The 14787-nt window shown below is 40.8% G+C and carries 13 protein-coding genes; 3 read left to right on the top strand and 10 right to left on the bottom strand.

Annotated features, from left to right (window positions below):
• Nucleotides 1-225: 225 nt before the first annotated feature.
• Nucleotides 226-423, bottom strand: coding sequence for a hypothetical protein (locus tag BVH04_RS23020; protein WP_086543818.1), 198 nt, complete (start codon nucleotides 421-423; stop codon nucleotides 226-228).
• A gap of 93 nt (nucleotides 424-516) precedes the next feature.
• A complete protein-coding gene (locus tag BVH04_RS23015; protein WP_086543817.1) occupies nucleotides 517-1191 on the bottom strand; it encodes an ROK family protein in 675 nt (224 codons plus the stop codon).
• A 249-nt stretch (nucleotides 1192-1440) separates the two neighbouring features.
• Between BVH04_RS23015 and BVH04_RS23010 the strand changes: the two genes are divergently transcribed.
• From BVH04_RS23010 to BVH04_RS23000, 3 genes are all read left to right on the top strand, one after another.
• Nucleotides 1441-4785: a transglutaminase family protein gene (locus BVH04_RS23010; protein WP_086543816.1), complete on the top strand. Its 3345-nt coding sequence runs from the start codon at nucleotides 1441-1443 to the stop codon at nucleotides 4783-4785.
• Between the two features lie 40 nt (nucleotides 4786-4825).
• A complete protein-coding gene (locus tag BVH04_RS23005; RefSeq protein ID WP_086543815.1) occupies nucleotides 4826-7366 on the top strand; it encodes a circularly permuted type 2 ATP-grasp protein in 2541 nt (846 codons plus the stop codon).
• Between the two features lie 108 nt (nucleotides 7367-7474).
• Complete coding sequence (locus BVH04_RS23000; protein WP_086543814.1) at nucleotides 7475-8356, top strand: transglutaminase family protein; 882 nt, start codon at nucleotides 7475-7477, stop codon at nucleotides 8354-8356.
• Between the two features lie 38 nt (nucleotides 8357-8394).
• On the opposite strand, the gene BVH04_RS22995 is transcribed toward BVH04_RS23000, so the two are convergent.
• The 8 genes from BVH04_RS22995 to argS form a co-directional block, all read right to left on the bottom strand.
• Nucleotides 8395-9282 carry an EamA family transporter gene (locus BVH04_RS22995; RefSeq protein ID WP_086543813.1) on the bottom strand — a complete coding sequence of 296 codons (888 nt, stop codon included), beginning with the start codon at nucleotides 9280-9282 and terminating at the stop codon, nucleotides 8395-8397.
• Between the two features lie 201 nt (nucleotides 9283-9483).
• Nucleotides 9484-9753, bottom strand: a complete 270-nt coding sequence (locus tag BVH04_RS22990; protein ID WP_086543812.1) for a hypothetical protein — start codon at nucleotides 9751-9753, stop codon at nucleotides 9484-9486.
• Between the two features lie 79 nt (nucleotides 9754-9832).
• Nucleotides 9833-9991 (bottom strand): hypothetical protein, encoded by a 159-nt coding sequence (locus BVH04_RS25595; protein WP_169714494.1) that lies wholly within the window; start codon nucleotides 9989-9991, stop codon nucleotides 9833-9835.
• A gap of 100 nt (nucleotides 9992-10091) precedes the next feature.
• Entirely contained in the window at nucleotides 10092-10445 is a 354-nt protein-coding gene (locus tag BVH04_RS22985; RefSeq protein ID WP_086543811.1) for a translation initiation factor, read from the bottom strand.
• 54 nt (nucleotides 10446-10499) lie between these two features.
• Nucleotides 10500-11351, bottom strand: coding sequence for a universal stress protein (locus BVH04_RS22980; protein ID WP_086543810.1), 852 nt, complete (start codon nucleotides 11349-11351; stop codon nucleotides 10500-10502).
• Nucleotides 11352-11412: 61 nt separating this feature from the next.
• Nucleotides 11413-12336 (bottom strand): 1,4-dihydroxy-2-naphthoate octaprenyltransferase, encoded by a 924-nt coding sequence (menA, locus tag BVH04_RS22975; protein ID WP_086543809.1) that lies wholly within the window; start codon nucleotides 12334-12336, stop codon nucleotides 11413-11415.
• 19 nt (nucleotides 12337-12355) lie between these two features.
• Nucleotides 12356-12937, bottom strand: coding sequence for a glutathione peroxidase (locus BVH04_RS22970; RefSeq protein WP_086543808.1), 582 nt, complete (start codon nucleotides 12935-12937; stop codon nucleotides 12356-12358).
• A gap of 2 nt (nucleotides 12938-12939) precedes the next feature.
• Entirely contained in the window at nucleotides 12940-14730 is a 1791-nt protein-coding gene (gene argS, locus BVH04_RS22965; RefSeq protein WP_086543807.1) for an arginine--tRNA ligase, read from the bottom strand.
• Nucleotides 14731-14787 lie beyond the last annotated feature (57 nt).

Below are 14787 nucleotides of genomic sequence, written 5' to 3'. Positions count from 1 at the left end.
TTTTCTGCCAGTAAGCGAATTCTCTTTGGTCAATGGGTTGGAAGACCGATGACCGAAGACCGGAGTAAACCTAATTCAAGGTGTCTTTGAATTTTTGATCATATAAATTTCTACTGGCAAGATACCGTATAATCACAAATTTCATTTACAGGGTCTACCCAAAAAAGTGTGCTGGCAGCTCCATCCCAAAAGAATTCACCAACTACACCGGCCAAAGGCATTGTACTAAACCTCTTGATCTTTTTCGAAAATCAAGGCTGAGATTCCGGCGATATTTCCGCTTTCTACAAAACTCGAAAGAGTAGAGTCAATTCTTGCACGGACTTGTTCATTTACTAAAAGGATTTCTGCAGCTTCCTGCTTTTTTTGGCAACTACTTGAAAAAATGAGAATCGCAAAAGCATACAGAAATAGTTGTTTCATAGGTTTGGATTTTGGGAGGAGTGAACAATTGAGGTCCTAACATCAATCGCTTTTAAAGTACGAAAAAATAGGATGCTCTTAATTTCTGAAATATTAGATATTGAAATCCTCTTCCCAAAATCGAAATCCGCCTTTGAATGCATTTTCGTTGGTCCCTAATCGACACCCTTCAGGAACAGTGGTAAGCAACTTTGAATTTCCGCCACCCAATAGAATATCATCCGGCTGAAAAGCTGCCCTGAAGTATTCTACCGTTTTGAGTACGTGTTTCTCCCATCTTTTCGAACCGCTTTTCGTCAGGTATTCTTTGCCTACATACTCTTCAAAAGTTTTTTTCTTATAAGGAAGATGCCCGCCTTCTATGGGTAAAATGGTATTGTGGATGACCATAGCTGTACCAAGTCCAGTTCCAAAGCCTAGGAAAAGTAATTTTTTACCATCATAACCTCCAAGAGCCTGCATAGCGGCGTCATTTATAATCTTAATCGGGCAATTGAAAGCAGCCTGATAATCAAAGGTATTCCAGCCTTCGCCAAGATTCACAGGTTCTGAGACAATTTTATTTTCTCTGACCACACCCGGAAAACCTATCGTGATCAGGTCGTATTCCCATTGGGATGCATTTTCTTTTACTAACTCAACCATCTCTTCAGGCTTGAAATCAGCTCCAGATGGTATTTTAATGCGTTCTGCGACACCTGTTGCCAGGATTTTTAAATTCGAACCTCCGATATCTATTACAAGGATTTTCTTTTTCTTTTTTTCCATCCATTGAAACTAAATAGAAATGTTTACTTACCGAAGAAGAATTTGAATCAATTGTTAAATTTTGATTAAAATCAGCATTAAGTTAAAGCAAGTATAATTTTAAACAGAAATGATTTTTCTTCAGTCATATGCTGTGATCTCTCATTTCTTACTTTAAATTACAAGTAAAACGAGCAGCCCAGATAACCCAAATCATTTTGTTTAATTGATGATTTGATCCTTTTTGAAACAGAATTTTCAACCTAGCCTATGTCTATCAAAGTCGCTATCCGGCACTATACCAAATACGAGTACGATCGCCACATTGCTTTAAGCCCACAAGTGATTCGCTTGCGACCTGCACTACATTCCCGAACACATATCAAGGGCTATTCTTTGAATATCAAGCCTGAGAATCACTACATCAACTGGCAGCAAGATCCTTTCGGTAACTACCTCGCACGAATTGTCTTTCCTGAAAAAGTGAAATACTTTGAAATTGACGTGGAGGTGATCGCTGACATGGTGGTGATTAATCCATTTGATTTTTTTGTGGAAGAGTATGCTGATAAATTTCCTTTTGAGTACGACGAAAGCGTAAAGAAGCAACTTGGTCCATATCTAGAGATCAAAGAAGCTGATCCATTGCTGATGAAGTTGGTCCAAAAGGCTAAAGCTTTGATTGCGAAAGACATTATTACAGTGGATTACCTAGTGGCGATCAATGCCATGATCAATCAGGAATTGCGATATAATGTCCGCATGGAACCTGGCGTACAATCGTGCGAGGAGACTCTTGAAATTGGCTCAGGCTCTTGTCGAGACTTTGCTTGGCTGTTGGTGCAGGTTTTACGCCACGTAGGATTAGCATCTAGATTTGCTTCAGGGTACTTGGTTCAGTTGAAATCAGATGAAAAATCTCTCGATGGTCCATCTGGGCCTGAAGAGGACTTTACAGATTTGCATGCGTGGACGGAAGTTTATGTGCCTGGAGCGGGCTGGATTGGATTGGATTCTACTTCAGGGTTATTCGCAGGAGAAGGGCATATTCCGCTTGCCTGTACACCAAGTCCTCAGGATGCTGCACCGATTACGGGGATGTCTGAACCCACAGAGACTGAGTTTTTCTTCAAAAATGAAGTGACTAGAATTGAGGAAACTCCCCGGGTGACCAAACCATACTCAGAAGAGCAATGGGAAAAGATTCTGGCAGTTGGTGACCTTGTTGACGAAGATTTAGAGGCGAACGATGTGCGACTGACAATGGGAGGAGAGCCTACTTTTGTCTCAGTGGACAACCAAGATGCACCGGAATGGAATACCGACGCTGACGGAGAGCATAAGAGAAGTCTTTCCAATACACTATTTCATAAGCTAAAAGGTGAATTCGGCGCTGGTGCCTTGATGCAATATGGACAGGGAAAATGGTATCCTGGGGAACCTTTGCCAAGATGGAAATTGGCTTGTATCTGGAGAAAAGACGGTAAGCCGATGTGGCACAATGATGCTTTGATGGCTGATTTGTCGAAAGATTATGGAATGGGCGATAAGGATGCGGAAAAGTTTATGTCAGAATTGGTTTCACAGCTGAATCTTGACAAAAGTAATTTGACACCGTTGTATGAAGATCCGTTCTTTTTTATCTGGCAGGAAGGGAAAGTTCCTGTAAATATCGATCCGTATAAATACGATCTCAAATCACCTCTTGAGCGCCAGAAATTAGCGGAACTACTCAATGAAGGCTTAGATAAACCAGTTGCATTTTCTATTCCACTGGAATGGGATTTGGAAGAAAATCTATGGCAAAGTTGTCGATGGGAATTCAGAAGAAAAGATTTGTTTTTAGTACCGGGGAATTCCCCCGCCGGATTAAGATTGCCCCTGGACTCTATTGAGTTCACTCCACCGGAAGAGGAACCAATCAAACCTGAAACAGACTTATTTGCTGAGGTACCTGACTTACCTGATTCAGAGCTTAAATCAACTATATATAAAACTCCACCTAAGAATTCAGAGCGGATTTTCAAAACTTCATTAGTGGTAGAAGTAAGAGAAGGGAAACTGTTTATTTTCTTTCCTCCACTCAATCTCATTGAGAATTACCTTGACTTGGTCAGTGCAGTCGAACGTACCGCAGAAAAACTTCAAATTCCGATTTTGATTGAAGGATATGATCCGCCATCGGATAAACGAATCGAAAAAATGATGATTACTCCGGATCCAGGAGTAATTGAAGTGAATATTCAGCCAGCTAAAAGCTGGAAAGAGGTCACTCATAATTATGGTGTTCTCTATGAAAAAGCCCGCGAATCACGGCTGATCAGTGAGAAGTTCAATGTGGACGGAAAGCATACAGGAACAGGTGGAGGAAATCATATTACGCTTGGAGGCTCTTCACCTGAGAATAGCCCCCTGCTGAGAAGACCAGATGTCCTAAAAAGCTTCATTACCTATTGGCAGCACCACCCAGCTTTGTCATACCTGTTTTCTACGCAATTTATTGGGGCTACTAGTCAGGCACCTAGAGTGGATGAGGGAAGAGATGATATGTTGTATGAGCTTGAATTAGCCTTTCAACAAATTCCTAATGGCAAGGAGAATGAAATTCCTTTCTGGATGGTGGATCGTGTATTCAGGAATTTGTTGGTTGACATCACAGGAAATACTCATAGGGCGGAATTTTGTATCGATAAGCTATATTCACCTGATTCCAGCAGTGGACGTTTGGGGATTTTAGAATTCCGAGGATTTGACATGCCTCCACATTACCGAATGAGCATGGTTCAGTTGCTTTTGATACGGGCTTTAATGAGCTGGTTTTGGAAAAAGCCATACGATCATAAACTCGTTCGATGGGGCACTTCGCTGCATGATAAGTTTTTGCTTCCTCACTACTGCGAAAAGGATATGCTTGAAGTGGTCAATGATTTGAAAGGAGCTGGATATGATTTTGATTTGGCTTGGTTTGATCCATTTTTCTCTTTTCGCTTTTCTTTTATTGGGGAGCTACAAGTAGAAGACATTCATATTGATATGAAGATGGCAATCGAGCCATGGCATGTGTTGGGAGAGGAGATTTCCAGTACAGGAACGGCTCGTTATGTGGACTCTTCCCTGGAGAGATTACAGGTTAAAATCTCAGGATTGACAGATTCCCGCTATCATTTGCTGTGCAATGGACATAGAATTCCATTGAAGAATACTGGAGTTCAAGGTGAGTACGTAGCAGGGATTCGCTATCGAGCTTGGCAGCCTCATTCTGCGTTGCATCCGACCATTGGTATTGATACCCCACTGGTTGTTGATTTGTATGATAGCTGGACAAAGAAATCAGTGGCAGCATGCCAGTACCATGTCGTTCATCCGGGAGGAAGGAGCTATGATAATTTCCCCATAAACAGTAATGAAGCGGAATCCCGTAGAATTTCGCGGTTTTTTGACTTTGGTCACACCATAAACCCTTCACCTAATGCACCTAAGACGATCATGGATGATCAGAAATCAGGCAGGTATATCACCAAAATGAATGTGAAAACAACTTATGATGAATCACATGAGATTGTAAATCCAGAATTCCCTTATACTATGGATCTCAGACGGTATAAAAAACGATGATTTTTTATTGTTTCAAGGTTATTTAGTTCAATTTTGAGGTATGATTGAGTCTTATCTTATTGACAAAATGTTCAATAATGAGCCGTTTCTGGATGAAATGGCCACCGACCAAGGTAAAATACATCCTCATTGGGAGAGCTTAGCCAGATACTACGAGCAGATTGGATCTGAGCGTATGGGGCAATTCCATGAGGAAGTTGGTCGTCAATTGCGTGAAAATGGAGTGACATACAATGTCTATGGCGATCCCAATGGGATGAATAGACCGTGGATATTGGATCCTGTTCCGATGGTTTTCAATAGTGAAGAATGGGAGGGAATTGAGAAAGGCTTGCTTCAGCGAACGGAGTTGTTAAACCTGATCTTAAGTGATTTATATGGCGATCAGACGTTGATCAAAGAAGGCCATATTCCATTTGAATTGATTTACAATCATGGCGGATTTCTGAGACAAGCTCACAACATCAAGTTGGAAGGAGAGCAGCAACTCATTCAGTATTCTTCTGATTTGGCGCGTGGACCCAATGGTAAAATGTGGGTGCTTCATGACCGCACCGATGCTCCTTCCGGTTCCGGCTATACATTTGAAAATAGAGCTGCCATGACGCGTGTCTTCCCGGATCTAATCCGGGAAAACCATGCGCGTAAAATCACTTCCTATTATCAGACCTTTAAAAACACGCTAAGTAATCTCACGACAAATAATAAGGAAAATCCCAGAGTAGTATTGCTTTCTCCCGGTCCTACAAATGAGACCTTTTTTGAGCACGCTTACATATCTTCCTTTATGGGATTTACCCTTGCTTTTGGAGAAGATCTGACTGTGAGCGATGGGTATGTTTGGCTGAAAACCATCAAAGGATTGGAAAAAGTCGATGTGATTATCCGCCGTGTAGATGATGTTTTTTGTGATCCCCTGGAATACAAAAATGATTCCCATCTGGGAGTTGTGGGTTTGATGGAGGCGGTAAGGCAGCGAAAAGTATTGGTGATTAACCCGTTGGGATGCAGGGTTTTAGAGAACCCTGGTTTAATGGCTTTCTTGCCTGAAATCAGCAAGCATCTTTTGGGTGAAGACCTGATTCTGCCCTCTGTAGCCACTTGGTGGTGCGGTCAGCCAACCGAAATGAAATATGTATTTGAACATATAGGTAGTTTGGTGATCCGTAATATTTATCGAGGTACTCAGAAGAAATCTATTTTTGGGGGTGATCTGTCAAAAGCGGAATTGCAAGCTTTAAAGCGAGAGATTCGTCGCAGTCCATTTATGTATGTGGGTCAGGAGATGGTTGATTTTTCTACTACACCTTCCTGGATCAATAATAAACTGGAAGCAAGAAATGCAGTCTTTAGAAGCTATGTAGTAGCTGATTCTGAGAATAAAAACTACAAAGTAATGCCTGGTGGATTGTCCAGAAGTTCTCCAGAAAAGGGTGCTTTTTTGGTCTCAAATCAGACAGGAGGAATCAGTAAGGACACCTGGGTGCTTGGCAAGGCAAAGGATACTGTGTCACTAGTTACGAAGCCAATAAAATCTCAGCTTTTGGTGCGGAGCGTGTTGCCAAGTCGAACAGGAGAGCGTTTGTTCTGGCTGGGCAGGTATCTGGAGAGAGCGGCATATTCTGTACGCTTGATGCGTATGACTCTGCTTTCTTACAATGAAGCTGACGAGGATATTCATATCCATGAAAATCCCGTTCTCAGCACATTACTTCAAACGCTCACCGTGATGACAGGTACTTTGCCTGGATTTACTTTGAAAAAGAATCTGAAAAATCCAGAATCTGAATTGTTAGCTCTGGTTCATGATGTGTATAAATCGGGTAGCTTGGCCTATTCCATCCAGTCTTTCCTTACCAACGCTTATTCGGTGCGCGATCGATTGAGTTTGGATACTTGGAGAATTTTGGACAGTATTTCTGAAGAACTCGCGCGAATGCGAAAATCGAATACAACCCTGACGCAGGCATATCAAAGCTTGGATAACATGGTTATTAAATTGATGGCTTTTTACGGATTGAATATTGATAACATGACTCGTGAGCCAACTTGGCATTTGCTGAATATTGGGAGATTTATTGAGTCGGCAGCTAATAACTGTCTGATATTGAAAGGAATGCTGAATAAATCTTTTGATTCCGAATCAAACAAGGAGTTGATGGAGGATACCTTACGCTGCAATGAAAGCTTGGTGACTTACCGATACCGCTATAGATCAAATCTGGAAATGCATGGCGTTTTGAGTTTATTGATCTTGCATGAAGACAATCCCAGATCGCTGATTTTCCAATTATTGGAAATTGATAATCATTTGAAAACACTTCCAAATCAAGATGAAAAGGAGCTATTCAGCACTGAGCGTAAGAAATTACTAGAAGCTATCACCAAAATAAGATTATGTGATATTGATACTATTTCAGTTGCGAATCAGCTATCCAACGAGTTTGATGCGATGACTTCTCTTTTGAATCAAATTATTGGACTTCTTCATGAGACTTCGGATTCGATTTATGAGAAATATTTTAGTCACACTGATACCAGATACAGTATGATTCAATCCTCTGCAATTCCTGAGATATGAAATCGAGCATGATTCAAGTGTTTCACATAGGGACGATTATACTCCATGCGAGATTCCACCTCCCTGCCGGCAGGCAAGTGTGTCCAATAAAAAAGCAAGTAAAAGCACATGAAATATAAAGTCACTCATATCACAGATTACATCTATGAGTTTCCGGCGACCCTATGTCACAATTTGATGTTTCAGATTCCACCTGAGCTTTCCTTTCAAAATGTGGAGGAATACAGCTGTGAGATCAGCCCGAAACCGAGTTCTGAAATAGAGAGAACAGATTTTTTCGGAAATAAATACTTGTATTTTTCAGTAGAAAGATCTCATAAGAATCTGACTGTAAAGTCTAAGAGTGTGGTAGAGCTCTCCACGCCGCCGTGGATTGCGATCAAACCAGCAGAAACTATGCCTTGGGAGAAAGTGGTTGACTTGCTGCACTCCACCAAGTCATCCACTGACATTCGGCAATATTATTTGGAATCTAACCATGTCCAATTTGTAGCTGGGATAAGCGTATATGCATTGAAATCCTTTACCCCTGGCCGTCCCATAATGGAAGCAATGCTGGACTTGAACACACGGATATTCCATGATTTTGCTTTTACGCCGGGTTTCACAGACATCAGTACTCCGCTGGAGAAAGTGTTTAAGCATAAGAAAGGTGTTTGTCAGGATTTCGCACATTTCTCATTGGCCTGCTTACGGGTGATTGGATTGTCTGCGCGATATGTCAGCGGTTATCTTGAAACTTTGCCACCACCGGGAAAACCCAAGTTGATAGGAGCAGATGCTTCTCATGCTTGGATTGCAGTATATATTCCAGGACATGATTGGGTGGAGTTTGATGCCACCAATAATCTATTGGTTAATGATAAACATATCAGAGTGGCGGTGGGGCGTGATTTTGCAGACGTGACTCCGCTCAAAGGAATCGTATATAGTGGGAGTGAACAGGAAATGAGGGTGAGTGTGGATGTGCGGAATATGGAGGAGGAGTAATCGTCATTTCGGAAATCAAAATTGAGCCATTCCGAACCTTATGTTCCTTTTAACAAAATGATTATCACCGAACCAGCTATCATGATAACCGAACCGATGATTTTTTTGGCGATATCTTTTTCCTGAAAAATTCTATAGCCCAACAAGACACTGACTATAATCGAGAGTTGGAAAAGAGAAAGTGCATAGCCTACGTCCATATTTTCGAAGACGTAATTCGTAGAAAGTTGCATGGTGCCAATGCATATAATCAATAAAAGGAGCTTAACCAAAGCATCCCTTTTTAGATGTTTAAATTCACGCTTTATGTTGATTTTAAAGGCTAAGATCAGGATAAAAGAAAATACTGCCCCAAAAATGCTCCAAGAAATAAATGCGATGGTAGGCGAAGAGGCAAGGATTACTTTCTTTACAAACACTGCTTCCACAGCCGTCAGAATCATTGCTCCGATTCGGAATTGGATTTCCTTATTTCTAAGCAATGCAGGAGTAAAACGTTCCTCCGTGGTATCAAGGACCAGATAGCTGCCGTAAATGATAATCCCAATGCCAAAAATCCCCCACAGGTTTGGGATTTCTCCTAAAAGAAATACCCCGAAAATCAAACCAATAATAGCTTTGTAGGAATTGATTGGACCAAGAATGGACAGGTTACCTTTGTGTAGTGCTTTGACTAAAAGTCCATTTCCGATTGATCCGAAAACCCCTCCAAGTATAGAATAAAGCCAAAAGTCAGGACCTAATTCTCCCAACTTCAAAAAGCTCAATCCTATCAAGCAGACACAAGCAAGTAGGAGATAGGTAAGAAAATTAACCCAAAGTGGGTGAGCCCCTTGTTGTGTAAGTTGTTTTTGATAGACATTGCCAAGTGGATTGGAAATGATCCTTAGACTGACGGCAAAAGAAAGGAGAATTAAGTCTTGCAAAAGGCTATTTCAAAAGTGTTTAGTTGGATTATCCATTATTCTACCAGTAAAAGATAAAGCAGTATGTAAATCCGCTTTTCTACCGGTAAAGAAATAAAAGAATACCAAAATTTGTTAAAATCAAGCATTTAGGCCATTTCGGTCTTTCAATGCAAAGAAAAGAAGGTTACTGGCATTATTGAGGATAATTATTAAAATCAATCAACTCTTTCCACTCTGGATTTTGTTTAATCCCTTTACATTTCTTCTCCCGGTTTTGAATTCAGAAGTGCAGATCATCAAGATTCTATTGTCCATTTCGCTGATTGCATTTCCTTCTTTTTGCGTGACCAAGTAAATGTTGTCACCCGTAGAGGTATTGTAGATTTCATTCCAGGAATAGACGACTTTATACCCATCCGAAGCTTGCAGCACAAAGTAAAGCTCACTCAGCAAATTTGGACTTTCTACATCTAACATGGTGTCTTTCATGATGTCTTTGATGGGGATTCCTCAAATCCTTCAGAAGTTCCTTTCTCGGCTCCTAGATGGTTGGTGATGACCAAATCTGCTATTGGATTTGATTCAAATTGATTAAGGTCGGTATGGAAATAGTAACTTCTTGGTGGACTTTTCCTGTGATGACAAACTCAGTGGTAGGCTTTATCACTTCCTGAGCGAAAGAAAGTGTGTGCATAACAACAAAAAGTAGGATTAGTAATTTTTTCATGTTCTGATTTTAATTGACTCTTTTTACATCTTACCACTTACAACCCTTACATCTTACCACTTACAAACCTGGCTACTTACCGATTTTCAAATCTTGACTCTCATCCTCCGGATTTTTTCGCCTTATATCCTGCTGCCTGGAGTACCTGCACTACTTTGTCCCGATGATCGCCTTGGATTAGGATTTCGCTATCTTTGGCAGATCCACCGACTCCACATTTATTCTTAAGCATTTTCCCTAGTTCTTTCAGGTCATCCTCGCTTCCTACAAAACCTTCTATCAGCGTCACTTTTTTGCCAGCACGGGCTTTTTTATCCAACAATACTTTCAAGTTTTGCTGATTGGTTGCTGGTGTTTCCTCGTTTTGCTCCTCTCCAGTTTGGAATTCAAAATCGTTGCTTGTGGAATACACCACACCATCGCGTTTTTTCCAATCGTTATTTTTCTTTGCCATATCAAATGAAAATACCTACTCCGAAGAATAGGTAATTCTAATTTATCAGGTGAATTATTTTATCTTAAATGTCCAAACAGGACGTTTTGTATGGTTTACTACATCTTCTGCGATACTTCCTGTAAATAAGTGTATCAGCCCGGTCCTGCCATGTGTAGCCATTGCTATGAGGTCGGCATCTATATCTTCAGCAAATTCCACTATTCCAGCTTCCTCAGAATTTGAATTGTAAATCTCGGCTACTGCATGATCGATTTGGTAGGTATTTGCAAAAAGTTTTATTCTAGCTGCCGATTCCCGAGTGGTTTCAAAGCTGCCTGGAGTATTGATGATCACAAGATATAGATCAGCATCAAACCATTTCTGCAGGTTTTTGATCCGATCGGCTAATTCGTCTTGGCCTTCCCGGAAATCATTGGCAAATACTATTTTTTTAATTTTTTCAGGATTGGTCGATGCCTTTACAGTGACTACCGGGCAGTGAGAAGTCCGAACTACTTTTTCGGTATTACTTCCAATTAATACTTCCTCAATACCGTCAGAACCTGTAGAACCCATCACTACGAGATCAGGATCTTCATCTATGATGAAGGAAGAAATATTTTGAAAAGCATTCCCTATTACTATTTTGGTGCTTAAAGCAAAACTATTTCCCGCGTACTTACTTTCCAATTCCTTGAATTGTCGCTTGCGGCGATCTAAAAGTTCAATGAAAAAGATTTGGTTTTCCATTTGGGGCATTAACTCGCCTCCTCCCATAGTTCCCATCCCAGATGAGCTAGGTACTTCAATGACGTGTAAAACTATAATCTCAACGTTTTCAAACTTGTCTGATAGCAAAGTAGTGAAGTCCAGAGCGTTTTGTGCTTGCTCTGAAAAATCGAAAGGCACAAGGACTTTTGTCATGACTGATTTGGTAATTGGTATATGCCAAATTAGCCCAAAAAAACGCATTACAAAAGGACTTTTATTGGCTTTTTCCTAAAAAAACTAAACCTATTCCAAATAGAATAACCCAGACCAAGGTACTGATTGCCATTTTTTTCAAGTTAGGATCGATTGTTTTTGAATCTTTGCCTCTTTGGACATTAATTCCAATTTTGATCATCTGAGGGAAAACAGCGAGTGCTAAGAGAGAAGTCCATTCTTTGGTGATAAAAGCGAAAAGGATTAAGCAATAATTTCCTCCCATAATTAAGAACCAGTTGTATCGAATAGCTGCGATCTTTCCAATTCTTACGGGGATGGATTTTTTACCTGCAGTTGTGTCAGATTCTATATCTCGGATATTATTGATGTTCAGCACAGCTGCGCTGAATAGGCCTAAAGCAATTCCAATCCAAATAACTGAATTGTCCCAAGCAAGGCTGTGTAGGAAATAAGTGCCATAAACACCCAAAAGTCCAAAAAAGATAAACACGGAAATATCACCCAAACCTGAGTAACCGTAAGGCGTATTGCCGGAAGTATAGGAAATAGAAGCCCAGATCGCCGCCAGTCCCAATACCAAAAATATCCCGAAAAGAACCCAATCCTGCACTGATAGATAAAGTAGAATCAAGCCAGAAACCAACGCAAATGCAGCAAATAGATACATAGCCTTTTTCATTTCTGGTAGGGAAATCAAACCAGACTGAACTGCTCTCACTGGTCCTTGGCGATCCTGATGGTCAGCACCATGAATGGTGTCACCATAGTCATTGGAAAGATTAGAAAGGATCTGTAGAAAGATGGTAGTAAGCGACGCAAAAAGAAGGATTTCCCAACGAAAAACGGATTTGTAAGCTGCCAAAAAAGATCCTGCAAAAATACTTGCCAGCGCAAGGGGTAAAGTCCGAAGCCTGACCGCATGCAGCCAGGCTTCTTTTTTTGATTGTATAGTTTGTTTCACTCAGTCGGAAATGTTCTGATTAAGCGTTGATAATGTCAATGATTTCCTCATCTAGTGGAGCAACTTTAGAAGGAAAAAATTTGATGAGTTCTCCTTCTTCGTTTAGGATGTATTTGCAGAAATTCCAGCTGGGCTCTTCATTGTTCCATCCATTCAATTCTGAATCTGAGAGCCATCTGTAAAGTGGATCCTTATCAAATCCCTTGACAGATATTTTCTCAAACATAGGGAAAGTCACGCCATAGTTTTCAGAGCAAAATGACTGAATGTCTTCATTCGAGCCAGGCTCTTGACCACCGAAATTGTTGGCTGGAAAACCGAGAATTACAATTTTGTCACTGTGCTCTTCATAAAGTTTCTGCAGAGCTTCGTATTGTGGTGTGTAGCCGCATTTGGAAGCGACATTGACCACCATGATTTTTTTGCCTTTGAAGGAACTGAAGTCAACTTCTTTTCCATTCAGGTCTTTCATTTTGAAATCGTAAAATGATTTTGCCACAGTGTTTTCAGTTAGGGATTCAGTTTTATTCTTGTGGGTTTTGCTGATAGAGTAAGCACTCACGAGCAAAAGTAAACTTCCGATAAATAGTAAATTTTTCATAATTACATTCGTTCAGGTACAGTGATTCCAAGTAGTTGCATTCCTTTTTTCAGGGTTTTAGCAGTATGAGCCGATAGTGCTACGCGGAATGAAAGGATTGCTGGATCACTTTCCAGAAATATAGGAAGATCTGCGTAGAATCTATTGTATTCTTTCGCTAAATCGAAAAGGTATTGTGCTAAAATAGCAGGGGAATAATCCAATCCAGCTTGGGAGATTTTCTTGTCAAAATCATTGAGCAAGTAAATCAGACTTGATTCTGATTCCTCAATTTTAGAAACTGTAGAGAAGTTAGGTTGTTTAAATTCGACACCAATTTGTTCTGCCTTTCTTAATATTGAAGCAATTCTAGCATGTGAATACTGAATAAAAGGCCCCGTATTTCCCTGAAATTCTATAGATTCCTGAGGATTGAAAAGCATGCGTTTCTTTGGATCAACTTTCAAGAGGAAGTATTTCAAAGCTCCCATCCCAAGCGTCTCATAGAGTTCAGTTGCTTGAGCTTCGTTGAAACCATCAATTTTACCAAGCTCTTTTGTGTGTTGAGCGGCGGTATCTACCATCTCTTGCATCAGTTCGTCTGCGTCTACCACTGTGCCTTCTCGGGATTTCATTTTGCCAGTGGGAAGATCCACCATCCCATAAGACAAATGGTGAAGTCCCTCTCCGTATGGACGGCCAAGTTTTCTCATGATCTTAAACAAGACATCAAAGTGATAATCTTGCTCGTTGCCAACTACATATACTGATTTACTGATGCCGAAATCATCGTACTTCAAATCTGCAGTTCCCAAATCTTGTGTGATATATACAGATGTGCCGTCGCCGCGTAGAACCAACTTTTCATCCAGTCCTTCATCAGTCAAATCCACCCAAACAGAGCCATTATCTTTCTTGAAAAATACTCCTTTTTCCAAGCCCTCGGTTACGATGTCTTTACCTAATAGATAGGTGTTGGACTCGTAATAGTACTTGTCAAAGCTAACTCCCATGCGCTCGTAGGTCTTCTCAAACCCAGCATAAACCCAGCTGTTCATTAACTTCCAAAGCGAAACTACTTCTTGGTCATTTGCTTCCCATTTGCGAAGCATATCCTGAGCTTCAAGCAGGAGCGGAGCATTCTTTTTCGCCTCATCCTCAGACTGTCCTTTTTCCTTGAGTTCAGCGATTTGCTTTTTATATTCCTGATCAAAAATCACATAGTATTTTCCTGCCAAGTGATCTCCTTTGAGCCCAGAAGACTCAGGAGTTTCTCCGTTGCCAAAGTGCTGATAAGCCACCATTGACTTACAAATGTGAATCCCTCGGTCATTAACCAGATTCGCCTTGATTACTTCGTAGCCATTTGCTTCTAGGATATTCGCTACAGAAAAGCCTAGAAAGTTATTTCTTAAATGGCCCAGATGCAGCGGTTTGTTAGTATTTGGAGATGAATACTCCACCATCACTTTTTGACCATTGGCAGGCAGCTGTCCGATATTTTCATTTGCAAAAAGCTTTTGAAAAACATCTACCCAGATCATGTTGTCCAGTTCCAGATTGAGGAATCCCTTCACTACATTGAAACCTGCTACTTCAGCCACGTTTTCCTTCAGATATTCACCAATTAGAGTAGCCGTAGCCTCCGGAGTTGCTTTGGAAACTTTCAGATACGGAAATACCACGAAGGTGTAGGTGCCATCAAATTCCTTTCGCGTAGGAGCGAGGCTGATCTGATCCAGCGGCAAGTCGTGGTTGAAGATATTCTGAAAGGCAAGCTGAATGCTTCGGTTGATTGTTTCTTGTATGTCCATATTAAATTTTAACCGCAGTGAGCGCAGAGGTTTCGCAGAGGGCGCACTAGATTACAT

Source organism: Algoriphagus antarcticus (assembly GCF_002150685.1).
In the GTDB taxonomy this organism is placed as follows: domain Bacteria; phylum Bacteroidota; class Bacteroidia; order Cytophagales; family Cyclobacteriaceae; genus Algoriphagus; species Algoriphagus antarcticus.
The sequence above is the reverse complement of the archived record's forward strand: the minus strand, read 5'-3'. Positions and strand labels throughout refer to the sequence as shown.